We start from the raw sequence: 22,307 nt of genomic DNA on the forward strand, positions 1-22,307 counted from the left end.
CACAGCGGCATTGTCGAATCGAGCAATGGCTACGATTGACGTCGTGTTCGCCGACGTCCTCGATGCGACCCGCACCTTTACCGTGGCCACCCTAATTGCCGCAGCGGCAACTGGATTGGCTGGGGTAGCGCACGCCGATCCCAATGGTCAAATGTATGGCAACCCGCAAGCGGCTGCCCCGTACTGGCGCTACCAACATGGAGAAGACTGTGGCTTGATGTCTGTCGCCGACGTGATCGGCCAGCTCACCGGCAAGGAACCGTCCGAAACCGCGGTCGTGCTGCGTGGATTGTTCACAAAGAGCCAAGCTCACCACGGCGACATCTACCACTTTGACGGCACGTCCCCCCAAGACCTGGTGGTGCTGCTGGGCAAATACGGCATCCAGTCCGACCTCACGACCGGCAACAGCATGCAGACGCTGGAGCAGGACCTGGCCGGCGGCCACAAGGTGATCGCGGGGGTCAACGCCGAAACCATCTGGAACTATCCCCAGGGCCAGGGTCAACGCACCAACGCCGACCATGCCGTTGTCGTCACCGGAGTCGACACCCGAAGCAACATCGTCCATCTCAACGACAGCGGCACGCCTAACGGCCGCGACGAACAAATCCCCATGGACACCTTCAGCCAAGCCTGGGCTACCGGCGACAACCTGCTCATCGTTACCCGACAGACCGGCAGCCCATAACCACAGGCCGTCGGCGATCAGGGCAGTTGAGCGCGCACCGCGGGCAGGCCCGGATCGCTGGGGACGTCGAGCGGTGACGGCGATGCGCCCGCCGCCACCAGATGCGCCGCAAACGCCGCGATCATCGCGCCGTTGTCGGTGCACAACCGGGGCCGGGGAATCCGCAGTGTCAGGCCGGCCTCGCGGCAGCGCTGCTCGGCCAGTTCGCGCAGCCGCGAGTTGGCAGCCACTCCGCCGGCGATCAGCAACGTCGACACACCGAGTTCGGCGGCGGCGCGCACGGCCTTCATGGTCAGCACGTCGGCGACCGCCTCCTGGAAGCCGGCCGCGATGTCGGCGGTCGACGCGTCGGGGTGACTTTCTACGTAGCGGGCGACGGCCGTCTTAAGTCCGGAGAAGCTGAACGAACGCCACTCGTCGTTGGGCCCGGTCATGCCACGCGGGAAAGCGATTGCTGTGCGGTCACCCGTGCGGGCGAGGTCGTCGAGCGCCTTGCCGCCCGGGTACCCCAGGCCCAGCAGTCGCGCCACCTTGTCGTAGGCCTCGCCGGCGGCGTCGTCGACGGTGCTGCCCAGCTCGGCGATCGGCTCGCCAAGCGAACGCACGTGCAGCAGGTGGGTGTGGCCGCCGGAGACCAGCAGTGCCACGCACTCCGGCAACGGCCCGTGTTCGTAGACGTCGGCGGCCAAGTGCCCACCGAGGTGGTTGACCGCGTAGAACGGCACCTCCCAGGCAGCCGAATATGCTTTGGCTGCAGCCACTCCCACCATCAGCGCGCCCGCCAATCCTGGCCCGATGGTGGCGGCGACGACGTCCGGTTTGGACACGCTGCTAGCCGCTAAAGCACGACGCATGGTGGGGCCGAGTGCCTCCAGATGCGCACGCGACGCGATCTCAGGAACGACGCCGCCGAACCGGACATGTTCGTCGACGCTGGAGGCCACCTCGTCAGCCAGCAGGGTCACCGTGCCGTCGTCGCTGAGCCGTGCGATGCCGACACCGGTTTCGTCACAAGAGGTTTCAATGGCCAGGACGATCATTGCGGATCCCGCCGCATGGTGTAGGCGTCGGCGCCACTTACCCGGTAATAGCGCCGGCGCAGGCCGACGTTGACGAATCCCGCGCTGCGGTAGAGCGCGATCGCCGCGGCGTTGTCGGTACGCACTTCCAGGTAGACAGTGCCCCCGGCGGCGAAGCGCAACAACTCGTTCAGCAGCCGGCGGCCGATGCCGCGGCCCTGGTAGGCGGGGTCGACGCCGATGGTGTGCACTTCGTACTCGAAGGGCGGCCTGCGGCCCAACCGTGCGATGCCTCCGTACCCGACGAGGGTGTCGGGGCGGTGATCGCAAGCGCGGCTGAAAGCCGGGCGAAGCGGGTCGGCGCCAATAGTAGTGATGCGGGCAGCCACATAGTGACTGTTCTTGGCGGCCAGTTCCCGCGCGAAGGCCGCCACCGGCCACGGGTCGTCGCCGGGGAACAGCTGGGCCTCCAACTGCGCGCACCGCTCGGCGTCGGCGAGCGTCAACGCGTCGATGGTGATCGGTTCGGCGTCGTAGGCCGTCATCGCGGAACCACCTGGGTGGCAGGAACTTTAGCGTCGGGACGACGCAGATACAGCGGCAGCAGCGGCGCCGGCTTAGCCGACAAATCGGCCACCGCCGCGACCAACCCCGCAGGCGTCGGGTGGACCGGCCCACAGTGCGGCAGGTCGAACAACGCCGCATGCTCCGGTGAGCCGGCCACTGCCCGCGCCGGTCCGGGGTCGACGTCGCGGGCAGAGTTGACCGCTGGGCCGTCGACACGAACCCCGTCGTGGTAACGGGCCCAATAGATTTCGCGGCGACGGGCATCGGTGACCACCAGCGTGTCGCCGCAGGTTTGCCCACCGATCGCGTCCAGGCTGCACACCGGGTGTACCGGGATACCCAGCGCATGCCCGTAAGCGGCCGCGGTGGCCATGCCCACCCGCAGACCGGTGAACGGGCCCGGCCCACAGCCCACCACGACCGCGTCGAGGTCGGCCATGGTCAACCCGGCGTCGCCGAGCGCGGCCACGACGTTGGGGGTGAGTCGTTCGGCGTGCGCCCGGGCGTCGATGGTGACCCGCTGGGCCAATACCTCGAGATCGGTGGCAAGCACACACCGCACGATTCCGGCCGTGACCGCCGGGGTGGCGGTGTCGAGCGCCAACACCAGCACGTCGCCAGCGGTGCTCATGCGGCCCACCGCCAAGTCGCGATTCGCACGTCGGAGTTACTCACGCGCTCGAGACGAACATCGAGATGCCGCTCGGACAGCCGTTCGACGATCCCCTCGCCCCACTCCACCACCACGACCGCCTGGTCGAGTTCGGTGTCCAGATCCAGCGAGTCCAGTTCGGCCAGCAGGTCGGCGCCGCTGTGATCCAACAACCGGTAGAAGTCGACGTGGATCATCGCCGGTGCGCCGGCGTCGCGAGCTGGGTGCACCCGCGCGAGCACGAAGGTTGGCGAGATGACCGGGCCGTCGACATCCAGGGCCGCCGCTATTCCCTTGGCCAACACGGTTTTACCCGCGCCGAGCGGACCGGAGAGCACCACCACGTCGCCGGCACGCAGCTGCTCGCCGAGCCGCGTGCCGAGAGCGAAGGTGTCCTCGGCCCTTTCCAGGGTCGCCGTGCCCGATTCCAGCTCAATCATGGCGGCGTGCTCGCTCACGCCACCGCCGCGTCAGCGACTTCAACCTGCTCGGCGGGGTGGCCCGCTTGACCAGCCGGACTAGTCCGTCGTTGATGATGTCCGGCTTCTCCAGTTGCACCAGGTGACCGGCGCCCTCGACGATGAGCAATTCAGAGTCCGGCAGCGCGGCGGCCATGTCACGCGAGTATTCGGCGGGTGTCAGCAGATCACGATCGCCACAAGCGATCAGCGTCGGGATCTTCGCCACTGTCGGCAGCGCCGCGGTTTCGTCCAGCGTTTCCAGGGCGTGCAGAAATCCCACCAGTGTTGGGATTGGCGTGCCGTACATCATCTTCTGCGAGAACGCCACCACGCTCGGGCTTATCTTCTCGTCACCGTAGGACGCCGCCACCAGGATCGGCTTGATCAGCGACCGCGTCGCACGTCTGCCCCGATGCACCAGCTTCGGCGCCGACCGCGCGGTGAACCGGACCGCCTCCAGCGCCGGATTTTTCAGGATCTCCCCCAGCAATGATCTCGAAACCCCTTCAGCGGCAGACGAAATCAACGCCGCGCCGACAATCCGGTCGCCGTAGTACTGGGAGTACTGGCGAGCATGCGACAACACCGTCATGCCCCCCATCGAATGGCCGACCAGCACGACCGGGCCCCGCGGAGCGACCACCTGCAGCACCGTTTCCAGGTCCCTGCCCAGTTGGGTCACCGTGTAGGTCTCGGGCGAGGCTTCGCCGGAACGGCCGTGGCCGCGCTGGTCGTAGAAGATCATCCGGACCTGCGGGCCCCACTCCTCGCTCAGCCGGATGCGCTGGAAATGGAACGCGCCCATGCGCAGACAGAAGCCGTGAGCGAACACCACCGTCAGCGGGGCGTCTGTTGGGCCTGCCTCGCGCACCGCCAGCGGCACCCCGTCCGGAGCGGTCACCACGTAGCTCCGGTCGGCGTCCAGCACCTCGAAATCCTCGTCGGCGTAAGGGTCTTCGACGTGAGCGCGCCGCGTCATCGACCGCGCCACCGACACCGCCGCGATCGTACTCACCGCCCCCAGTCCCGCCATTCCGGCCAGCCACCGTGCCTTGCGCGCATGCCCTTCGTGGTCACCGCTCAACAGTTTCGGCTCCGCGATAGGTCCTGGTGATGCGCCCACGCGGGCTGGTCACCACCTCGTAGTGGATGGTGTCGAGCAGATCGGCCCACTCTTGCGCGGTGGGTTCACCGAGAGTGCCCGGCCCGAACAGGATTGCCTCATCACCCTCGGTGACATCCGGCACACCAGGACCGAGGTCGACGACGAACTGGTCCATGCAGATCCGCCCCACGCCGCGTCGTCGTTTGCCGTTGATCAACACCTCGAGGCGTCCACCCAGCATGCGGAACACGCCGTCGGCGTAACCGACGGGCAGCAGCGCGAGGTTGGTGTCGCGGTCAGCGATCCAGGTGTGCCCGTACGACACCCCTTCACCGGCACGAATCGAACGCACCAACGCGACAGCGCATTTCACCGTCATAGCCGGTATAAGTCCCATGTCGCCTCGTTCGGGAATCGGACTAAGCCCGTAGATGGCGATCCCGGGCCGCACCATGTCGAAAGCAAAATCCGGGCGGGTCAAGCTCGCCGACGAGTTCGCCAGGTGGGCTACCTCGAACTGCACGCCGGCGCTGCGCGCCTGGGCCAGCATGTCGCAAAAGCGTTGGTACTGCAGTTCGTTGGTGGGATGGTCAGGCTCGTCTGCGTAGGCCAGATGCGACATGATTCCACGCAACCGGATCGCGCCATCCGCGGTGGCTCGGCGCAGCGCGGTCAGCACGGCCGGGTATTGCGCCGCACCGACACCGTTGCGGTTCAACCCGGTGTCGACCTTGACGGTCACCGTCGCCGCGGTACCGGTGCGGCGAACCGCGTCAAGCAGCTCGTCGAGCTGGCGCACCGAGGACACCGCGATCTGCACGTCGGCGGCCAGCGCGCGGGCGAAGTCGGTTCCGGGGCGGTGCAGCCACGCGAGCACGGGTGCGGTAATGCCATCGGCGCGCAATTCGAGCGCCTCGTCGACGGTGGCCACGCCGAGTTCGGTCGCGCCGGCCGCCAATGCGGTGCGAGCGACCCGGGTAGCCCCGTGCCCGTAACCGTCGGCCTTGACCACGGCCATCACCTGCGCGCTGCCGGCGCGGTCGCGCAGCACTGCCACGTTGTGGGCGATGGCGTCGAGGTCCACCACAGCCTCGGCGAGCAGGTCGGCGGACTTCGGGATCAACGGAGTCGGCTGCATCGTCCTCGATTGTCCCAGACTCCGCACCCGTCGCTGCCCCGCCCGGGCGACCGTGCGGATTCCTCCGCTGCACTGCGCATACCGGTCAGTGCGCGAAGTGCTGTTCTTCGAAGTGCCCGCCGGGTTTGAGTTTGTCCAGCGTGGCCAGCGCGGTGACCATGTCGTCGCGCAGGGCACGGGCCAGGTCCGCGGACAGCCCTTCGCGGACCACGACCCGCAGCACCGAGACGTCGGTGGCGTTGTCGGGCATGGTGTAGGCGGGCACCTGCCAGCCGAAGGTCCGCAGCTCGTGGGACACGTCGAACTCGGTGTAGCCGCGGTCTGCGGCCAACCGGAAGGCCAGTACCGGGATCGCCGATCCGTCGGAGATCAGCTCGAAATGCTCACCGGCGGCCAACTGCCCGGCCAGCCAGCGTGCGGTCTGCGACAGCGACTGCATCACCTGGGTATAGCCTTCCCGGCCCAGCCGCAGAAAGTTGTAGTACTGGCCGACGACCTGGTTGCCCGGGCGGGAGAAGTTCAGCGTGAAGGTCGGCATGTCGCCGCCGAGGTAGTTGACCCGAAAGACCAGGTCCTCGGGCAGGTGCTCGCGGCTGCGCCACACCACGAACCCGATGCCGGGGTAGGTCAGGCCGTACTTGTGGCCGCTGACGTTGATCGACACCACCCGCGGCAACCGGAAATCCCACACCAGGTCCGGGTGCAAGAACGGCACCACGAACCCGCCGCTGGCCGCGTCGACGTGCACCGGGACGTCCACGCCGCCTTCTGAAGCAGGCTTGGCGGCCAATCGGTCCAGCGCCGCGCAGATCTCGGCGACCGGCTCCAGCTCCCCGGTGTAGGTGGTGCCCAGGATCGCCACCACGCCGATGGTGTTCTCGTCGACCGCCTCGACCACCTGCTCGGGGGTGATGACGTAGCGGCCCTTCTCCATCGGCAGGTAGCGGGGCTCGACGTCGAAGTAGCGGCAAAACTTCTCCCAGACCACCTGCACGTTGGAGCCCATCACCAGATTCGGCGTGCGCTGCTGCCACTCGCGGCCGACCCGCTGGCGCCACCGCCACTTCAGCGCCAGCCCGCCCAGCATCACCGCCTCGGACGACCCGATCGTGGACACCCCGGTGGCGCTGTGCGGGTCGTCGTCGCGCAGCCCTTCGGCATGGAAGAGGTCGGCCACCATGCAAACGCAGCGCTGCTCGATCGCCGCGGTCGCCGGGTATTCGTCCTTGTCGATCATGTTCTTGTCGAACGCCTCGGCCATCAGCGTTTCGGCCTCGGGATCCATCCAGGTGGTGACGAACGTGGCCAGGTTCAGCCGCGAGCTGCCGTCAAGCATCAGCTCGTCGTGGATGAACCGGTAGGCCGCCTCGGGGTCCATCGACTCGTCGGGTAGCCGCAGCGCCGGCACCGGCGCGGTGAACAGCCGGCCGGTGTAGGCGGGGGCGATCGAATGCGATGGAACGGAGGGGTGATGGGGCACGGTGGATCCTTTCGACGGGCTGCTAGAGGGTGGCCAGGGCGGCGCGGATGTGGCCGAGAATTCGCGACGCCGACGTCGGGGTGCTGGCAGGTCCGGGGTCGGCGGCCGAGAGGTTGGCCGCCCGGGCATGCACGAACGCGGCCGCCGCAGCCGCCTCCCCGGCAGGTAGGCCGGCGGCCAGCAACGCGCCGATCATTCCCGAGAGCACATCCCCGGAGCCGGCGGTAGCAGCCCACGATTCGCCGGCCGGATTGAGGTAGACGGGACCATCCGGGTCGGCGATGACGGTGACGTTGCCCTTGAGCAGCACCGTGGCCCCGAAGCCTTGGGCCAGTTTGCGGGTTGCGCCGATGCGGTCCTCACCCGGTGGTGCCCCGGCGAGGCGCGCGAATTCGCGGGCGTGCGGGGTCAGCACGGTCGGCGCCTCGCGTCTTGCGACCAGGTCGGGATGAGCCGCTAGCAGGGTCAGGCCGTCGCCGTCGACGATCACCGGCAGGTCGGTGTCCAGCGCGAACCACAGCGCCGCAGCCGCGGTGTCGTCGGTGCCCAAACCCGGTCCGACCACCCAGGACTGCACCCGCCCGGTTGCCGCGGGGGTGGGCGCGGCGACGACTTCCGGCCAGTGCGACAGCACCTCGGTCAGCGCGCTGCCCGCGTAGCGAACCATGCCCGAGGTGGCCGCGACCGCGGCGCCGGCGCACAGCACGGCGGCACCCGGATAGGTCGACGAGCCCGCGATGATGCCCGTGACGCCTTGGGTGTATTTGTCGTCGTCGGGGCCGGGCGCCGGCCAGCGGGCCTTGACGTCGGCGGCCTCGAAGCCGAGCACATCGGCGTCGGGCAGGTCGAGCCCGATATCGACCAGCGTGACGCGCCCGCAGTCGGCGAGCGCATGCACGGGTTTGAGCCCACCGAAGGTCACGGTCAGCGCGGCATGCACGGCTGGGCCGGTGATCGCGCCGGTGTGCGCGTCGACGCCGCTGGGGATATCCACGGCGACCACCGGGATCCCGGCGGCATCGACCGCGGCAAAGACCTCGGCGGCCGCCGGACGCAACGGCCCGGAGCCGCCAGGCCCACCACCCCGTCGATGACCAGATCCGTCGTCGTCGCGACCCTTTCCACGACACGGCCGCCCGCCTTGGTGAACGCCGCCAGCGCCTTGCGGTGGGTGCGTTCGGGGTTGAGCAGCACCGCATCGGCGGCCGCGCCGCGACGGCGCAGAAATGTCGCTGCCCACAACGCGTCGCCGCCGTTGTCGCCCGAGCCGACGACTGCGCACACCCGACGACCCACCACGGCGCCGGTGCGGGCGGTCAACTCGCGGACGATCGCGGTGGCCAGCCCGAACGCCGCGCGCCGCATCAGCGTCCCCTCGGGCAGACTGGCCAGCAGCGGCGCCTCGGCCTCGCGGATGGTGTCGACGGAGTAGTAATGCCGCATCAGAGCCAGGATTCCATGCCGCGCCGTACAGCGCTGCGCTCCCTGCGCATTCGGCTCGACCGCGTACCTCGAGTGGCCTCAGTTAAGTAATCTAAGCAGCTGTCGGGGCGCATACATGCCACGAATCGACGACGGGGTCGTCAGTCTACGTCGCCGTCGCCCGCGCATAGTCGCGGCGCCGGGCCAGCGGACAAAAGCACAATCCGACGGCAATCGCCACACAGTGGCCGATGCTGGTGAAGTTGGGATTGGCGACGAGTCCGGCACCGTAGTAGACCACTAACACCGCCAGGTATCCCCAGCGCCACGGAGCTGCGATGCGGTAAGTGAGCACTGCCATCACGCCCACCATGAAGTAGCTGACCCCGACGTCGCGAACGTACACCATCCGTTCCGGTTGCAGGTGCCGCTCGATTGCCAGATACAACAACCCTTCGCTGATGTACGTGGCGACCACATGTGCCGTAAGACCCACTGCAAGCCAACGTATTTGGCCCAGCCAACGCTCGACCGGAGCGACGAACAAGCTAAACAGCACCAGGCACGGTATCCACTTTCCGCCGTCGATCCAGAACAGACTGGCGAACAGCACGTACAGCGGGTCGGTGCTCAAATGGTGAATGTTGGTGGAGCGGTGGACAAGCAAGGTATGCAACTGGTGGCGGCTCAGATGATGCTGGATGACCGTGGTGATCAGCAACACCGCTAGCCACAGGTATGTCAGCGGCGCGCCCCGGACAAACCGCCACACGACGTTCAGTCCTGCATTCACGGCGATGCGACCGCCGGCGCACCTGCACCGACTGCGTTCGCCGTGCGGCGGTGATGCGGAGTTGTCTGGTATCTCGCCAAGCCTAGGACCCCTTGAACAGTGACGACGCCCCGCGTATCGTATCGGGCTATTACGAAACGACGAGTAGCGTAATAGGCGAAAGGATGGGGCTTGATGCGCAGCCGCTACGCCGGCAAACCGTTCACCACGCCCACAGCACAGATCGCCGCCGCGCTCGAGCAGGTCAGCATCCCGACCCTGTTGCTGTCGCTCGTCCATATCAGCGGCGACCCGCGTTTCATCGGTGACTTCAAGCCCGCGGGCATATTCCTCAACGAGGTTCAGGGTTTTATGTCCGAGGAGGACAAGGCGCGGGCACGCGCGGCTGCGCTGCCGGTGATCACCGACTACCGTGACCGCGGCTGCCCCGAACCGGCGCCGTTGCCCCGCGGGCTAATCAAGGAAATGATGGACTGGGCCGCCTGCGAGACGGTGCCCGACGACTACGTCCCTTTGTTGTTCGAGGAACTGGACTTCGAGGGCGTGGACCCGCGTCGTCCCGCGCCGCTGCCGCCCGAGCGGGCCGCAGAGCTTCCGGTGATCGTCGTCGGCTGTGGCGAGTCGGGTATCCTGGCCGGAATTCGGCTGAAACAGGCCAACATTCCGTTCACCATTTTGGAGAAGAATGCCGGGCCGGGTGGAACCTGGTGGGAGAACAGCTATCCCGGTGCGCGTGTCGATGTCGCCAACCACTTCTACTGTTACAGCTTCGAGCCCAGCAACGACTGGAAGCACTTCTTTGCCGAACAGCCCGAGCTACAAGCGTATTTCACTATGATGATGGACAAATACGGTCTCGGCGAACATGTTCGGTGGCGAACCGAGGTGCTCGCAGCAGAGTGGGACGACGACGAGGGCATGTGGGCGGTCACCGCCCGATCGGGTGATGGCACGATCACCACGATGCGGGCCCGCGCCGTGATTACCGCGGTCGGGCAGCTGAATCGGCCTTACATACCGGACTTCGACGGCGCGGACAGCTTTGCCGGACCGTCGTTTCACTCGGCAGCATGGGACCATTCCGTCGACCTGACCGGCAAGCGGGTCGCGCTGATCGGTGCTGGGGCTAGCGGCTTTCAGATTGCCCCGGCAATCGCCGACGACGTCGAGCATCTCACGGTGTTTCAGCGCAGCGCGCAGTGGATGTTCCCTAATCCCATGTATCACGAGCCCGTCGGCGACGGGGTGCGCTGGGCGATGGATCATTTGCCGTTCTATTGTCGCTGGTATCGGTTTTTGGTGATGTGGCCCGGCGCCGACAAGGGGCTTGATGCAGCGCGGGTCGACCCAAGCTATCCCTACCAGGATTACGCGGTCAGCGAGACCAATGCCGCTGCGCGGCTGATGTTCACCGATTGGATCACCAATCAGGTTGGCGGAGACCAGGATTTGCTGGCCAAGGTGCTGCCCGACTACCCGGCCACCGGTAAACGCACCCTGCAGGACAACGGCAGTTGGCTGAAAACCCTGCGGCGCGACGACGTCGAACTCGTGCGCACTCCAATTCGGCGCATCACTCGCAGCGGCGTCGTCACCACCGACGGTGTCAGCCGCGACGTCGACGTCATCGTCTACGCCACTGGGTTTCGGCACACCGAGGTGTTGTGGCCGCTGAAAATTGTTGGTCGCAACGGAACTGACTTGCGCAGTCTCTGGGGGCAGCGGCCCTACGCCTACCTCGGGATCACCGTTCCCGGGTTTCCCAACTTCTTCCTGATTTACGGACCTGGTGCCCATCTAGCGCATGGTGGCAGCTTGATCTTCAACTCCGAGCTGCAGATGCGCTACATCAACTGTTGCCTGGCCAAACTGGTCGAGGACAACCTTCAGTCCGTCGAACCGACACCCGAGGCAGCCGCCGAGTGGCATCGACGCACCCAGGCCGAGATCAAGCAGATGGTGTGGTCACATCCGTCGGTCAAGCACTCCTACTTCAAGAACCCCGACGGTGAGATCCACACCGTGAGCCCGTGGCGACTCAACGAGTACTGGGCCGCGGTCCGCGAGCCTGACTGGTCGCAGTTCATCGTGCGCAAGGCAGCACGGTGAGCGGGGTCGTCGTCACCGGGGCGGCATCCGGGATCGGCCGGGCGTGCGCGGAGGCGTTGGCGGCCGAAGGACGACGGGTTGCGTTGTGGGACATCGCCCCGGCCGTGCAGCAGGTGGCTGGCGACATGGGCATGCCGGGCTCGGTCGTCGACGTCTGCGACGACGCGGCGCTTGCCGATGCCGTCGCCGCTGCCTCTTCCGCACTCAACGGCCTCGACGGGCTGGTCCACGCCGCCGGACAGGTGCTCGCCGAGCCTGTCGGCGCCTATACCGGTGAATCCTGGGACGCCATCCTCGACGTCAATCTGCGCGCGCAGGCGATGTTGGTGCAGCTGATGCTGCCACACCTGGAAAAGTCCGCCCGCGAAGGCCATTCGCCGGCAGTGGTGGGAATATCGAGCATCGAAGGGCTGACCGCCAACCCGTTCATCCCGGCTTATTGCGCGTCGAAGGCCGGCCTGCTCGGGTTGACCCGGTCGATGGCCGCGCAACTGGGCCCCGCCGGGATCCGCGTCAACGCCGTGTGCCCCGGGTTCATCCACACCCCGATGCTGCAGATGGCGCTCGACATCGAGGAGGTCCGCGCAGGTTTCGTGCAAGCTGCGCCGCTGGGCCGCATCGGTGAACCGGCGGAGGTCGCCCAGGCGGTGGCGTTTTTGATGTCCGACCGGGCGTCGTTCATCACCGGCACCTACCTGGTGGTCGACGGGGGGGTCACCTGCCGGCACCCCTGAGCTGCGCCGCCCGCGCCATCGGGTAGAAGCAAAGCCCGATGAAGATGGCCGCGAAATGTCCGATCGCGGTGAAGTTTACGTGGATGATCAGCGGCACGGTGAAGACGACGACCAGTATCGCTAGATAGCCCCATCGCCAGGGCTGCGCTATGTGATAGGCGAGCACCGCCATCACCCCGACCATGAAGTAACTGACCCCGATATCGCGGGCGTACACCATCTTTTCGGGTTGCAGGTGGAGCTGAATCGCCAAGTACAGCAGGCCTTCGCTGATGTACGTCGCCCCGACGTGGGCCGTCAATCCCACGGTGAGCCAGCGGATTTGACCGAGCCAGCGCTCGGCCGGCGCTACGAACAGTGTGAACAACACCAAATACGGCGTCCAGTAGCGGCCGTCGATCCACAGCAGGCTGGTAAACAGCACTTCCAGAGGATCGCGGGCCAAGTGGTAGAGGTTGGTCGAGCCGTGGACGAGCACGCTGTGCAACTGTCGCCCGCTCAATTGGTGCTGGATGATCGTGGTGGCGAGCAACACCGTCAGCCAGAGATATGTCAACGGCGCGCTGCTGACCCATCGCCACATCGCGGCCAGCCAGGCCTTCGGTGGTGGTGCCATCGTGTCCACAATCGCACGCGAGCCAGAAGCTAGGGCTGTGATTTTCGCCGAATCGCGGCCCTGGTTTCTGTTTCGCGCGAGTTTGGTTGCCTATTCGACGGTGACGGACTTGGCCAGGTTGCGTGGTTTGTCGACGTCGTAACCGCGGGCGCGGGCCACCGAAGCGGCGAACACCTGCAGCGGGATGGTCGACAGCAGCGGTTGGAAAAGCGTTGAGACGGATGGAATTTCGATCAAATGATCGGCGAAGGGGCGGACGGTTTCGTCGCCTTCCTCGGCGATGACGATGGTGATTGCGCCGCGGGTCTGGATCTCGCGGATGTTCGACAACAGTTTGGCGTGTAGCGTCGCGGAGTTCTTCGGCGACGGCATCACGACGATGACCGGAAGGTCGTCTTCGATCAGCGCGATCGGGCCATGCTTGAGCTCCCCGGCGGCGAAGCCCTCGGCGTGCATGTACGCCAGTTCCTTGAGTTTCAACGCGCCTTCCAGCGCCACTGGGTAACCGACGTGGCGCCCGAGGAACAGGATGGTCGACGACGCGGCGAACCGATAGCCCAGCTCGGCAACCGGTTCCATCGTGGCGAGTACGCGGGCCACCAGCTCCGGCATGGATTCCAGCTCGCGGTATTCGCGTTCGACCTCGTCGGGATACTTTGTGCCCCGGGCCTGCGCGAGCGCCAGCCCAAGCAGATAGTTGGCGGCGATCTGCGCCAGAAACGTTTTCGTGGACGCCACACCGACCTCGGGCCCGGCTCGGGTGTAGAGCACCGCGTCGCATTCCCGCGGAATTTGCGAGCCGTTGGTGTTGCAGATTGCCAGTACCTTGGCCTTCTGTTCCTTAGCGTGCCGTACGGCCTCCAGTGTGTCGGCGGTTTCCCCCGATTGCGAGATGGCCACCACCAACGTGCTGCGGTCCAGCACCGGGTCGCGGTAGCGGAACTCGCTGGCCAGTTCCACTTCCACGGGCAGCCGGGTCCAGTGCTCGATCGCGTACTTGGCCAACAGCCCCGAGTGGTAGGCGGTGCCGCAGGCGACCACGAACACCTTGTCGATCTCGCGCAGCTCCTGATCCGAGAGCCGCTGTTCGTCGAGCACGATCCGACCGTCGACGAAATGGCCGAGCAGGGTGTCGGCCACGGCGGCCGGCTGCTCGGCGATCTCTTTGAGCATGAAGTACTCGTAGCCGCCCTTCTCGGCGGCCGACAGGTCCCAGTCGATGTGGAAGGCGCGGGCCTCGCCGGTCACATCGTTGCCATAGAAGTCGCTGATCCGGTAGCCCTCAGCAGTGATCACCACCGCCTGGTCCTGACCCAACTCGACCGCGTCGCGGGTGTGTTCGATGAACGCGGCGACGTCGGAGCCGATGAACATCTCGCCATCGCCGATCCCGACCACCAGCGGTGTCGACCGGCGGGCGGCCACGATCGTGCCTGGCTCGTCGGCGTTGGCGAACACGAGTGTGAAGTGGCCTTCCAGTCGGCGCAGCACCGCCAGCACGGAACCGACGAAGTCACCGGCGGTCTCGCCGTGGCGATAGGCCTGCGCCACCAGGTGCACCGCGACCTCGGTGTCGGTGTCGCTGGCAAATTCCACCCCGGCTGCCTCCAGCTCCCGACGCAGCACCGCGAAGTTCTCGATGATGCCGTTGTGGACGACCGCGATCTTGCCGGCGGCGTCGCTGTGCGGGTGCGCGTTGCGGTCGGTGGGTCGGCCGTGAGTGGCCCACCGGGTGTGTCCCAGGCCGGTGTTGCCGCTCAGCGCTGCGGGATCGGTGTCCTCAAGCGCTTTCTCCAGGTTGGACAACCGACCGGCGCGGCGGCGCACGGTGAGCTTGCCGTGGCCGTCGAGCAGCGCAATGCCGGCGGAGTCGTAGCCGCGGTACTCCATCCGTCGCAGCGCATCGACGACGACGTCGCAGGCAGATCGCTGGCCGACGTAGCCGACGATTCCGCACATAGCCACTCAGAGTAGTGCAGGGGTCGGCGCCGGGACGGGCGCGCGAGGCGCTTACCGAGGCGCCGAAGTGCTGGGCGCCAGCCCTGCCCGTCGCGTTACCAGGGGCCGACGCCCGGGCTGCCGGGTAGTCCGGGCCCGCCAGGGTAGGGCTCGGGTCCGTGCCAATGGTCTAGGTCGTGCGGATCGCCGTCGTACCAGTGGTCGTCGTGGCAGCGGTCCCAGTCCCAGTTGCTGCCCCAGCCCGGATCCCAGTAGTCACCTGGGCACCAGTGGTAGCCCGGGTAGGGTGACGGGCTGCCCTGCACGACGGCAGTCGTGCCCAAAGTGGCCAGTCCCAGACCGGCAGTCATTGCGACCGCGGATGCTGCGACGCGCGCGAAATGTGTCACGCGTCTGAGATGACCCAGACGATGCGGGCGCAAACCTGAGGTCGCCTAGGGCTGCCGGTTGGCGCGGAGTGTGGGCGGCGCAATCCCAAAACCGGCCGAGGTGCGGCGCGCAGCGGATACCATCGCCCGGTCATGGCCGACGACAGGCTCAACGGCATCCCCCGCGTGGACCCGCGCGCCCGCCCTGCCGCCTGGAAACGCGCGTTGCTTTCGCTGGTAGCCACCAAGCCGGGCGCGGCGATACACCGCGCGGTTGCTGCCCCACTCGACGCACCGCTCATGCGGGCGACCCGCGGTCGCGTGAATCTTGCGGCCAGTGCGCTCCCCGTAGTCATCTTGACGTCGACAGGCGCACGCAGCGGCCAGCCGCGCAAGACCCCCCTGGCATATTTCACCGACCGGGACGCCGTGATCCTGACGGCTTCCAATTATGGCGGTGCCCGCCATCCGGGTTGGTACCACAACCTGCTCGCCAATCCCGAGTGCCAACTGCATATCGGCGACCGCGGCGAACGCTTCGTCGCACACGAGGTTACGGGCGCCGAGCGGGACCGGCTGTTCGCACTGGCCGTCGACTTTTACCCCGGCTATGCCGACTACGCCGAACGGACTGACGGCGTGCGGACGATCCGGGTGATGCGTTTGACGCCCGCAGACTAAAGGCTCGCAGTCACGCTCACCGGCGCTGGAACCGCAACAGGTCAGTGCCCATCCGGTCCACCCGGTCCACCCGGTCCACTATGTCCGCCGGGCCCGCCACCTGGCTGCCAGGGGCCAGGGCCAGGACCGCCGTTGGGCTGCCCACCGGGCACCCAGGGGCCGGGCCCGGGACCGCCGTTGGGCTGCCAGTTGTCCGGATGCCACGGGCCTTGCCCGTGCCAATGGGCCGCGTCGTGCGGGTCGCCGTCGTAATACCAGTCGTCGTGGCAGCGGCCCCAGTCCCAGTTGTCACCCCAGCCGGGATCCCAGTATTGACCCGGGCACCAGTGATAATTCGGGAACGGTCCAGGTTGGGCATCCGCGACAGCAGCCAGCCCGAAACCGGCAAGGCCCAGGCCGGCAATCAGCGCCACTGCTGACGCGATACATGTCGAATTTTTCATATGAGACCTCTTCCCCGAAAAAGCTCGATGGAAAACCTGCGAAGTCCGCGACGATGCGAGGAGAAACAGTGCAATCCGACGGTCCTCATTCCGACCCACTGCCGAACGAGTCCACGGTTCGCCGCCGTGTTCGCCACGTCGAGGCGTCGCAACTCGACGACTACACGGCGCAAAGCCAAGGGCCTGCACCGCTTTGCTGCCATTCGTGGGCGCGCAATCAGATCCGAGAACTTGTCGATGGGCGAGACGCACGTCGGACCGCTGACTGTTTCGGCAAACCACCCACCACGGCGAATCTGAAACAGCGATCTTCGTGCGCAGCGGCCGCCCGGACTTCGTCTTCCGCGACGGCAAGCAAGAGGTCCAGATCTCGGCCAGTCCGGGCGACTACGCATTCATCCCGCCGTATTTGCCGCACCGCGAGAAGAATCCGAGCCCCGGCCGAGCCGGCAGTGGTCGTCATCACCCGCAGCATGCAGGCGGCCGTCGTCGTCAATCTGCCGGCTCTCTATCCGCTGTAGGCCTGGCCCGCCGGCGCGGTGCGCTACCGTCAACGCGTGGCCCGTGTCCGCAAACTGTTTGCCGCCCTCACCCGTCGTGGTCCGCACCGTGTTTTGCGGGGGGATCTCGCGTTTGCCGGTTTGCCCGGGGAGGTGTACACCCCCGAGTCGGGGCTCAACCTGCCGGGGATCGCCTTCGGCCACGACTGGCTGACCGGTGTCCAGCACTACCGCGGCCTGCTGGAGCACCTGGCCTCGTGGGGCATCGTCGCGGCGGCTCCGGATACCGAGCGAGGACTGGCTCCGTCGGTGCTGAACCTCGCCTTCGATTTGGGCACCGCACTCGACATCGTCGCCGGCGTACGGCTCGGGCCCGGTAAGATTAGCGTGCATCCCACCAAGCTCGGACTGGCCGGCCACGGCTTCGGCGGCGCCGCGGCGGTGTTCGCCGCAGCGGGCATGCCGGACACGCCCAAGGCGGTGGCGGCGATCTTCCCCACCGTCACCAAGCCGCCGGCAGAGCAGCCGGCGGCGACGCTGAAGGTCCCAGGTGTTGTTTTCAGTGCGCCCGGCGACGCAAAGACTCTGCAGTCCAACGCTATTCAGCTCGCCCAAGCCTGGGAAGGCGCCACACTGCGGGTGGTCAGCAAGGCCAAGGCACGCGGACTGGTCGAGGGCCGCCGCCTGGCGACGGCATTGGGCCTCGGCGGTCCACATCGCAAGACACAGAAGGCAGTTCGGGGGCTGCTGACCGGCTATCTGCTGCACGCACTTGGCGGTGACAAAAAGTACCGCGACTTCACCGATCCCGAGGTGCATCTGCCCCGCACCGACGCCGCCCCAGAAGAGCTGGCGTCGGCGAGCCCGGAAGAGAAAATCGTCGCATTGCTGAAGGGCTGAATAAACCAACCAACCGGTTGGCTGCTATAACGTCTTGATGCGCGTTGGGACAACTCTGAGCTACTCCGGCGGGTTCAAGGAAGCGGCCGAGCATGTCGTCGAGCTGGAAAAGGTGGGCGTCGACATGGCACTGGTCGCCGAGGCGTACTCGTACGATGCCGTCAGCCAGCTCGGCTATCTGGCGGCCAAGACCAGCACCATCACGCTCGGCACGGGGATCCTGCCGATCTATACCCGCACCCCGACGCTGCTGGCGATGACCGCCGCCGGCCTGGACTACGTCTCCGACGGGCGGTTCCATTTGGGTCTCGGCACCTCCGGACCGCAAGTGATCGAGGGTTTTCACGGCGTCGAATTCGACGCGCCGCTGGGCCGCACCCGCGAGGTCGTAGACATCTGTCGGCGCGTGTGGCGGCGGGAACGACTCGACTACGCCGGCAAGTACTACCAGGTTCCGTTGCCGGCAAATCGCGGAACTGGACTGGGCAAGTCGCTACATCTAATTAATCATCCTGTCCGCGAACGGATTCCGATATCGATCGCGGCGCTTGGACCCAAGAACGTCGAACTGACCGCTGAAATCGCCGAGGGCTGGCAGCCCGTGTTCTTCTACCCGGAGAAGGCCGAGTCGGTGTGGGGTGCTGCGCTGAAAGCCGGTTTCGCCAAGCGTGATCCGCAGTTGGGGCCGCTCGACGTCATGGTGGGTGCGTCACTTGCCATCGGCGACGACGTCGACGAGCGGCTGGCCTGGGCAAAACCGCAGCTGGCGCTCTATATCGGCGGCATGGGCGCCAGGAGCCGCAACTTCTACCACAATCTGGCCACCCGCTATGGGTTCGGCGAGGTTGCGGACCGGATTCAAGACTTGTACCTGTCCGGCCGCAAGGACGAGGCGATCGCCACTGTGCCGGACGAATTGGTGCGCAGCATTTCACTGGTGGGTCCGCGCGGATTCGTCGCGGAACGCGTAGCCGCCTTCGCGGAAGCCGGTGTGACGACGCTGTTGGTGGCCCCCTTGGCGGCCGACCGCGCCGAATCCGTGCGCTACGTCGAATCTCTGCTAAAACTGCTGGCGTGACGCACGACGTTGAGGTCGCTGTCGTCGGTGGGGGGCTCTCGGGACTGACGACGGCCTACCGGCTGGCCCGACACGGCATCGACCGAGTCGTAATTCTCGAGGCTAAGCACCGAGTCGGTGGCCGCACACTGACCACCGCCGTCAACGGCACCGCTGTCGACGCTGGTGCGACGATCGTTTCGCCCGCGCAGCAAGAGGTCGTGGCACTGGCGAATGAACTTGGCATTGGGATGTTTCCGTCTTATCGCGGCTCTTATGTCTATCTGCTCAACGGGGAGCGACGCACCATGCGCGGGCTGCCGCGATGGGCCGCGTCACCATGGCTCAGCCGGTCAGGACTTCGATTGTTGTCGGCTGCGGCGACACTCCCGCTCCGACGGACCGCGCCGCTGCGACAAGTTTTGCGCTCGAGAGCCCGACTGGAGGATCTTCGCAAAACCGTTCCGCTGCATGAACCGTGGCGCGCACCGGATGCCGACAGCCTGGATTCGCAATCGTTACGGCATTGGATTGACAGGAACACTTCGCCCGGCCAAGGCAGGCAATTGCTCGAGTACCTTCTCGCCAGCTACTTCGCGCCCACAGCGGAATCCATATCGCTGCTCTACGCGCTGCATGTGCTCAACACGTGGGGCGGTCTTGCAGGGCTATTCGCAGCGCAATCCAGCACGTTGCGGTTCGAGGGTGGCGCACAATCGCTTTCACTGGCCATGGCGGAATATCTCGGCAAGCGTGTGCGATTGGGTTCAGCGGTGCGTCGCATCGCGAAAGTTGGCATGGGCTACTCGGTCATGACGCAACGAGACGAATTCCGGGCGAGGCATGTCGTGGTGGCTGTACCGCCGAAGAACACCATCGAGTTTCAGCCGGAATTGCCAGCCTCCCCGAAAGACCCTGGTCAACGGCTGGCAGTCGGTGTCTGCGGTGAAAATCAACGTCGTTTACCCAGAACCATTCTGGCGACGCAACAAGCTCACCGGGGCCGTTTCGGACCTCCGCGCCGCGCCGGCTGTGATCGACACGTCTCCCGTCCAAGGAAAGGGCGTCTTGTCGAGTTACGTGGTGGTGGCACCGCCCGACACGGCCCTCGGAAACGAGCCGAGCTACTACGTCGACCCGGCCAAACGCCAGCAAGCGGTGCTCAACGCGCTGGAGCAGCAGTTCGGGCCCCAAGCCCGCGACATCGAGGCATACTGAACCGTCCCGGGTTTCGTGCACACCTTCTTTTGAGGGAAGGATGGCACGATGCCGAGCAAGTACGATGAGAACACCAAGGCCAAGGCGGTGCGGCTGGTCCGAGAGCATCGCGATGACTACGAGACCGAGTGGGCGGCGATGCGCGCGATCTCGGCGCGGTTGGGGATGAGCGCGGAGACGCTGCGCAAATGGGTGCGCCAGGCCGAGGTGGACGACGGTGAGGCTGCGGGTGTGCCGACTGAGACCGCACGCGAGCTGCGGGAGCTGCGCCGCAAAACCAAGGAACTTGAGCAAACGATCGAAATACTAAAGGCCGCAACAACTTTCTTCGCGCGGGAGTGCGACCCGCTACACCGCTGATCTGCGAGTTCATCGACGAACACAAGGACCGGTTCGGGGTCGTACCGATGTGCCGCGCCCTGGGTGTCCAGGGCGTGGCGATCGCCCCACGCACCTACTGGGCACACCGGTCGTCGGCGCCGTCAAAACGGGCCCTGTGGGACACCACGATCACCGAGATCCTCGCCGGCGTCTATGAGCCTGACGAGCACGGCAAACGCCCACCGGAGTGCCTGTACGGCAGCCTGAAGATGTGGGCGCACCTGCAGCGCCAGGGCATCCCGGTGGCGCGCTGCACGGTCGAACGGATCATGCGCAAGCACGGCTGGCGCGGGGCCACGCGCGCCCGGACGATACGCACTACCGAGCGCGATCCGGCCGCCGCGAGAGCGCCGGACCTGGTGCGGCGGCGCTTCCATGCATCGCGGCCCAACGAGCTGGACGTGGCGGACTTCACCTACGTGCCGCTCGATGGCGGCGGGTTCGGCTACACCGCATTCGTAATCGACGCCTATGCCGGGCTGATCGCGGGCTGGGAGTGCTCGTTGACGAAGAACACCGCCTTCGTCGAGCGGGCGATCCGCCAAGCCACGGCATACCGGGCGCGGCAGGGACATCCGCTCACCGGTGACACGATTCATCACAGCGATGCCGGATCACAATACACCGCAACACATTTCACTGAGACACTGATGCTGGCCGGACTCGTCCCGTCGATCGGGACTGTCGGGGACGCCCTCGATAACGCGTTGGCCGAAACCACGATCGGGCTCTACAAAACCGAGTGCGTGCGCGCGGGCTCCCCGTTCCGCACCGGACCGATCCGCACCCTCGCCGACCTGGAGAACATCACCTCGGCGTGGGTGCACTGGTATAACACCGCCAGGCTCATGCACCGCCTTGGCCGCCGCCCGCCAGCCGAAGCCGAGGCCGAGTACTACGCCCGGCTGCAAGCCGGCGACCCCATCAGCAGTCCGTAGGCTCGGGTCGCGACGGGGGTGTCACCCAACACCGATGGCAGACTCGGGACTTGTGGCGGAGTTGTTGATCGCGGTCAACCCGGATGAAGACTCCAGGCTGCCGTTGTTGCTGAGGGTCCCGCTCGGTGGCGGTGACCTGCTGTTCCGCACGTCGGGAACCTGGCCGCGGGAAAAAGCTTTGTTCGCCTACCCGGTACCGCTGGACGAGTGGCCCGACGATCCGGTAATCGTCGAACGAGTGCGGTTGCGGTCGTGTCGTCGGCGCGGCGCAGCGATCGACGTGATCGCCGACCGGTCCCGGCACAACCGCTCCCAGCTCGTGTTCACCCAGGCTCGGGGCCGCGACGTGGTGTTTTGGCAGTCGCCGCGCACCCGCAAACAGGCACGCCCGAACGTGCGCACCCCGACCGCCCGCGCGCACGGCATCGAGGAGCTGCAGATCGTGGTCGACAGCCACGAGCAGTACGCCTACCGGTTCGCAACCCAGCAGGTCACCACGGTCAAGCGGGCGCTGCCGTGCGGGGACTACGGAATCGTCGTTGATGGTCAGCTTGTCGCCAGCGTGGAACGCAAGTCACTGGTCGATCTGGTAGCCAGCCTCACCGGCGGCAAGCTGCGCTACCAGGTCGGCGACCTAGCCGCGCTCCCGCGCGCGGCGGTGGTCATCGAGGATCGCTACTCGCAGCTGTTCAAGCTTGACCGCATCCGGCCCGCGGTGGTCGCCGACGGGCTCGCCGAGTTGCAGATCCGCTGGCCGAACGTGCCCGTCGTGTTCTGCGAGACCCGCCAGCTCGCCGAGGAATACACCTACCGGTTCCTCGCCGCCGCCAACGCCTGGGCGACCACCGAACACGCTGCCATGCAACGTATCTCACCGATCAGAGTCGACATCGCCCACCTCGACCAGGCACCCGCAGCGCCGACGCCATCCACCGCCGAAGTCCGCGCCTGGGCTCGCGGCACCGGCTTACCGGTACCCGACCGCGGCGGCTCCGCCCCGAGATCTGGACTGCTTGGTACGACACCAACTCGTCGAACCGAACCTAGCGTCTACGGCCGCGTACTACGCTCACCA

20 protein-coding genes and 4 pseudogenes are annotated in these 22,307 nt (G+C 66.5%); 11 read left to right on the top strand and 13 right to left on the bottom strand.

Annotation, left to right across the window (positions count from 1 at the left end; translation table 11 throughout):
• Positions 1–25 precede the first annotated feature (25 nt).
• On the top strand, positions 26–691 hold the full coding sequence (locus MYXE_RS18585; RefSeq protein ID WP_085197125.1) for a C39 family peptidase: 666 nt from the start codon (positions 26–28) through the stop codon (positions 689–691).
• A gap of 17 nt (positions 692–708) precedes the next feature.
• Here the strand turns inward: MYXE_RS18585 and tsaD are convergent, their stop codons facing one another.
• The 9 genes and pseudogenes from tsaD to MYXE_RS18630 all read right to left on the bottom strand — a co-directional run bounded on the left by tsaD (position 709) and on the right by MYXE_RS18630 (position 9,328).
• A complete protein-coding gene (gene tsaD, locus MYXE_RS18590) occupies positions 709–1,731 on the bottom strand; it encodes a tRNA (adenosine(37)-N6)-threonylcarbamoyltransferase complex transferase subunit TsaD (RefSeq protein WP_085197123.1) in 1,023 nt (340 codons plus the stop codon).
• Entirely contained in the window at positions 1,728–2,255 is a 528-nt protein-coding gene (rimI, locus tag MYXE_RS18595; RefSeq protein WP_085197121.1) for a ribosomal protein S18-alanine N-acetyltransferase, read from the bottom strand. The genes tsaD and rimI overlap by 4 nt, the downstream gene beginning before the upstream one ends.
• Positions 2,252–2,908, bottom strand: a complete 657-nt coding sequence (gene tsaB, locus MYXE_RS18600) for a tRNA (adenosine(37)-N6)-threonylcarbamoyltransferase complex dimerization subunit type 1 TsaB (protein ID WP_003919251.1) — start codon at positions 2,906–2,908, stop codon at positions 2,252–2,254. The genes rimI and tsaB overlap by 4 nt, the downstream gene beginning before the upstream one ends.
• Positions 2,905–3,369 (bottom strand): tRNA (adenosine(37)-N6)-threonylcarbamoyltransferase complex ATPase subunit type 1 TsaE, encoded by a 465-nt coding sequence (gene tsaE, locus MYXE_RS18605; RefSeq protein WP_085197131.1) that lies wholly within the window; start codon positions 3,367–3,369, stop codon positions 2,905–2,907. The genes tsaB and tsaE overlap by 4 nt, the downstream gene beginning before the upstream one ends.
• Positions 3,362–4,423, bottom strand: a complete 1,062-nt coding sequence (locus MYXE_RS18610; RefSeq protein WP_085197129.1) for an alpha/beta fold hydrolase — start codon at positions 4,421–4,423, stop codon at positions 3,362–3,364. Before MYXE_RS18610 ends, tsaE begins: the two co-directional genes overlap by 8 nt.
• 40 nt (positions 4,424–4,463) lie before the next feature.
• Positions 4,464–5,633 carry an alanine racemase gene (alr, locus tag MYXE_RS18615; RefSeq protein ID WP_085197119.1) on the bottom strand — a complete coding sequence of 390 codons (1,170 nt, stop codon included), beginning with the start codon at positions 5,631–5,633 and terminating at the stop codon, positions 4,464–4,466.
• Positions 5,634–5,718: 85 nt separating this feature from the next.
• On the bottom strand, positions 5,719–7,113 hold the full coding sequence (locus MYXE_RS18620) for a glutamate decarboxylase (RefSeq protein ID WP_085197117.1): 1,395 nt from the start codon (positions 7,111–7,113) through the stop codon (positions 5,719–5,721).
• A gap of 22 nt (positions 7,114–7,135) precedes the next feature.
• Positions 7,136–8,556: pseudogene (locus MYXE_RS18625) on the bottom strand (NAD(P)H-hydrate dehydratase).
• Positions 8,557–8,701: 145 nt separating this feature from the next.
• A complete protein-coding gene (locus MYXE_RS18630) occupies positions 8,702–9,328 on the bottom strand; it encodes a rhomboid-like protein (RefSeq protein WP_039889501.1) in 627 nt (208 codons plus the stop codon).
• Between the two features lie 174 nt (positions 9,329–9,502).
• On the opposite strand from MYXE_RS18630, the gene MYXE_RS18635 reads away from it, so the two are divergent.
• Entirely contained in the window at positions 9,503–11,437 is a 1,935-nt protein-coding gene (locus MYXE_RS18635) for a flavin-containing monooxygenase (RefSeq protein WP_085197113.1), read from the top strand.
• On the top strand, positions 11,434–12,171 hold the full coding sequence (locus tag MYXE_RS18640) for an SDR family NAD(P)-dependent oxidoreductase (protein WP_085197111.1): 738 nt from the start codon (positions 11,434–11,436) through the stop codon (positions 12,169–12,171). Before MYXE_RS18635 ends, MYXE_RS18640 begins: the two co-directional genes overlap by 4 nt.
• Here the strand turns inward: MYXE_RS18640 and MYXE_RS18645 are convergent.
• The 3 genes from MYXE_RS18645 to MYXE_RS18655 form a co-directional block, all read right to left on the bottom strand.
• Positions 12,152–12,787, bottom strand: coding sequence for a rhomboid-like protein (locus MYXE_RS18645; RefSeq protein WP_085197127.1), 636 nt, complete (start codon positions 12,785–12,787; stop codon positions 12,152–12,154). The genes MYXE_RS18640 and MYXE_RS18645 overlap by 20 nt on opposite strands.
• Before the next feature lie 90 nt (positions 12,788–12,877).
• Positions 12,878–14,746 carry a glutamine--fructose-6-phosphate transaminase (isomerizing) gene (gene glmS / locus MYXE_RS18650; protein WP_085197109.1) on the bottom strand — a complete coding sequence of 623 codons (1,869 nt, stop codon included), beginning with the start codon at positions 14,744–14,746 and terminating at the stop codon, positions 12,878–12,880.
• Positions 14,747–14,841: 95 nt separating this feature from the next.
• Positions 14,842–15,096 carry a hypothetical protein gene (locus MYXE_RS18655; RefSeq protein ID WP_232061648.1) on the bottom strand — a complete coding sequence of 85 codons (255 nt, stop codon included), beginning with the start codon at positions 15,094–15,096 and terminating at the stop codon, positions 14,842–14,844.
• A gap of 171 nt (positions 15,097–15,267) precedes the next feature.
• Here MYXE_RS18655 and MYXE_RS18660 point away from each other — a divergent pair, with 171 nt between their 5' ends.
• Positions 15,268–15,795: a nitroreductase family deazaflavin-dependent oxidoreductase gene (locus tag MYXE_RS18660; RefSeq protein ID WP_085197105.1), complete on the top strand. Its 528-nt coding sequence runs from the start codon at positions 15,268–15,270 to the stop codon at positions 15,793–15,795.
• Between the two features lie 41 nt (positions 15,796–15,836).
• Here MYXE_RS18660 and MYXE_RS18665 read toward each other — a convergent pair whose 3' ends face one another.
• Complete coding sequence (locus MYXE_RS18665; protein WP_415624432.1) at positions 15,837–16,208, bottom strand: hypothetical protein; 372 nt, start codon at positions 16,206–16,208, stop codon at positions 15,837–15,839.
• Between the two features lie 83 nt (positions 16,209–16,291).
• Between MYXE_RS18665 and MYXE_RS24695 the strand changes: the two are divergent.
• The 7 genes and pseudogenes from MYXE_RS24695 (at position 16,292) to MYXE_RS18695 (ending at position 22,279) form a co-directional block, all read left to right on the top strand.
• Positions 16,292–16,759, top strand: a pseudogene (locus MYXE_RS24695) (cupin domain-containing protein).
• A 36-nt stretch (positions 16,760–16,795) separates the two neighbouring features.
• Complete coding sequence (locus tag MYXE_RS18675; protein ID WP_003919264.1) at positions 16,796–17,638, top strand: dienelactone hydrolase family protein; 843 nt, start codon at positions 16,796–16,798, stop codon at positions 17,636–17,638.
• A 37-nt stretch (positions 17,639–17,675) separates the two neighbouring features.
• Positions 17,676–18,716 (top strand): LLM class F420-dependent oxidoreductase, encoded by a 1,041-nt coding sequence (locus MYXE_RS18680; RefSeq protein ID WP_085197103.1) that lies wholly within the window; start codon positions 17,676–17,678, stop codon positions 18,714–18,716.
• Positions 18,713–19,540 (top strand): annotated as a pseudogene (locus MYXE_RS25360) (flavin monoamine oxidase family protein); the annotation flags it as partial. The gene MYXE_RS18680 and the pseudogene MYXE_RS25360, both read left to right, overlap by 4 nt.
• Before the next feature lie 91 nt (positions 19,541–19,631).
• A complete protein-coding gene (locus MYXE_RS24700; protein WP_232061649.1) occupies positions 19,632–19,913 on the top strand; it encodes an FAD-dependent oxidoreductase in 282 nt (93 codons plus the stop codon).
• 48 nt (positions 19,914–19,961) lie between these two features.
• Positions 19,962–21,232, top strand: a protein-coding gene (locus MYXE_RS18690; protein WP_415624423.1) for an IS3 family transposase whose coding sequence is annotated in 2 segments (ribosomal slippage) — positions 19,962–20,235 and positions 20,235–21,232 — 1,272 coding nt in all. Because the reading frame shifts where the segments join, the coding sequence is not laid out codon by codon here.
• A 52-nt stretch (positions 21,233–21,284) separates the two neighbouring features.
• Positions 21,285–22,279, top strand: a pseudogene (locus MYXE_RS18695) (ERCC4 domain-containing protein).
• Positions 22,280–22,307 lie beyond the last annotated feature (28 nt).

Source organism: Mycobacterium xenopi, from assembly GCF_009936235.1.
In the GTDB taxonomy this organism is placed as follows: Bacteria; Actinomycetota; Actinomycetes; order Mycobacteriales; family Mycobacteriaceae; genus Mycobacterium; species Mycobacterium xenopi.

Coding starts and splice junctions, on each gene's coding strand:
- MYXE_RS18585 (WP_085197125.1), top strand. CDS start 26: ATGGCTACGATTGACGTCGTGTTCGCCGACGTCCTCGATGCGACCCGC.
- tsaD (WP_085197123.1), bottom strand. CDS start 1,731: ATGATCGTCCTGGCCATTGAAACCTCTTGTGACGAAACCGGTGTCGGC.
- rimI (WP_085197121.1), bottom strand. CDS start 2,255: ATGACGGCCTACGACGCCGAACCGATCACCATCGACGCGTTGACGCTC.
- tsaB (WP_003919251.1), bottom strand. CDS start 2,908: ATGAGCACCGCTGGCGACGTGCTGGTGTTGGCGCTCGACACCGCCACC.
- tsaE (WP_085197131.1), bottom strand. CDS start 3,369: ATGATTGAGCTGGAATCGGGCACGGCGACCCTGGAAAGGGCCGAGGAC.
- MYXE_RS18610 (WP_085197129.1), bottom strand. CDS start 4,423: ATGGCGGGACTGGGGGCGGTGAGTACGATCGCGGCGGTGTCGGTGGCG.
- alr (WP_085197119.1), bottom strand. CDS start 5,633: ATGCAGCCGACTCCGTTGATCCCGAAGTCCGCCGACCTGCTCGCCGAG.
- MYXE_RS18635 (WP_085197113.1), top strand. CDS start 9,503: ATGCGCAGCCGCTACGCCGGCAAACCGTTCACCACGCCCACAGCACAG.
- MYXE_RS18645 (WP_085197127.1), bottom strand. CDS start 12,787: ATGGCACCACCACCGAAGGCCTGGCTGGCCGCGATGTGGCGATGGGTC.
- glmS (WP_085197109.1), bottom strand. CDS start 14,746: ATGTGCGGAATCGTCGGCTACGTCGGCCAGCGATCTGCCTGCGACGTC.
- MYXE_RS18655 (WP_232061648.1), bottom strand. CDS start 15,096: ATGACTGCCGGTCTGGGACTGGCCACTTTGGGCACGACTGCCGTCGTG.
- MYXE_RS18660 (WP_085197105.1), top strand. CDS start 15,268: ATGGCCGACGACAGGCTCAACGGCATCCCCCGCGTGGACCCGCGCGCC.
- MYXE_RS18680 (WP_085197103.1), top strand. CDS start 17,676: ATGCGCGTTGGGACAACTCTGAGCTACTCCGGCGGGTTCAAGGAAGCG.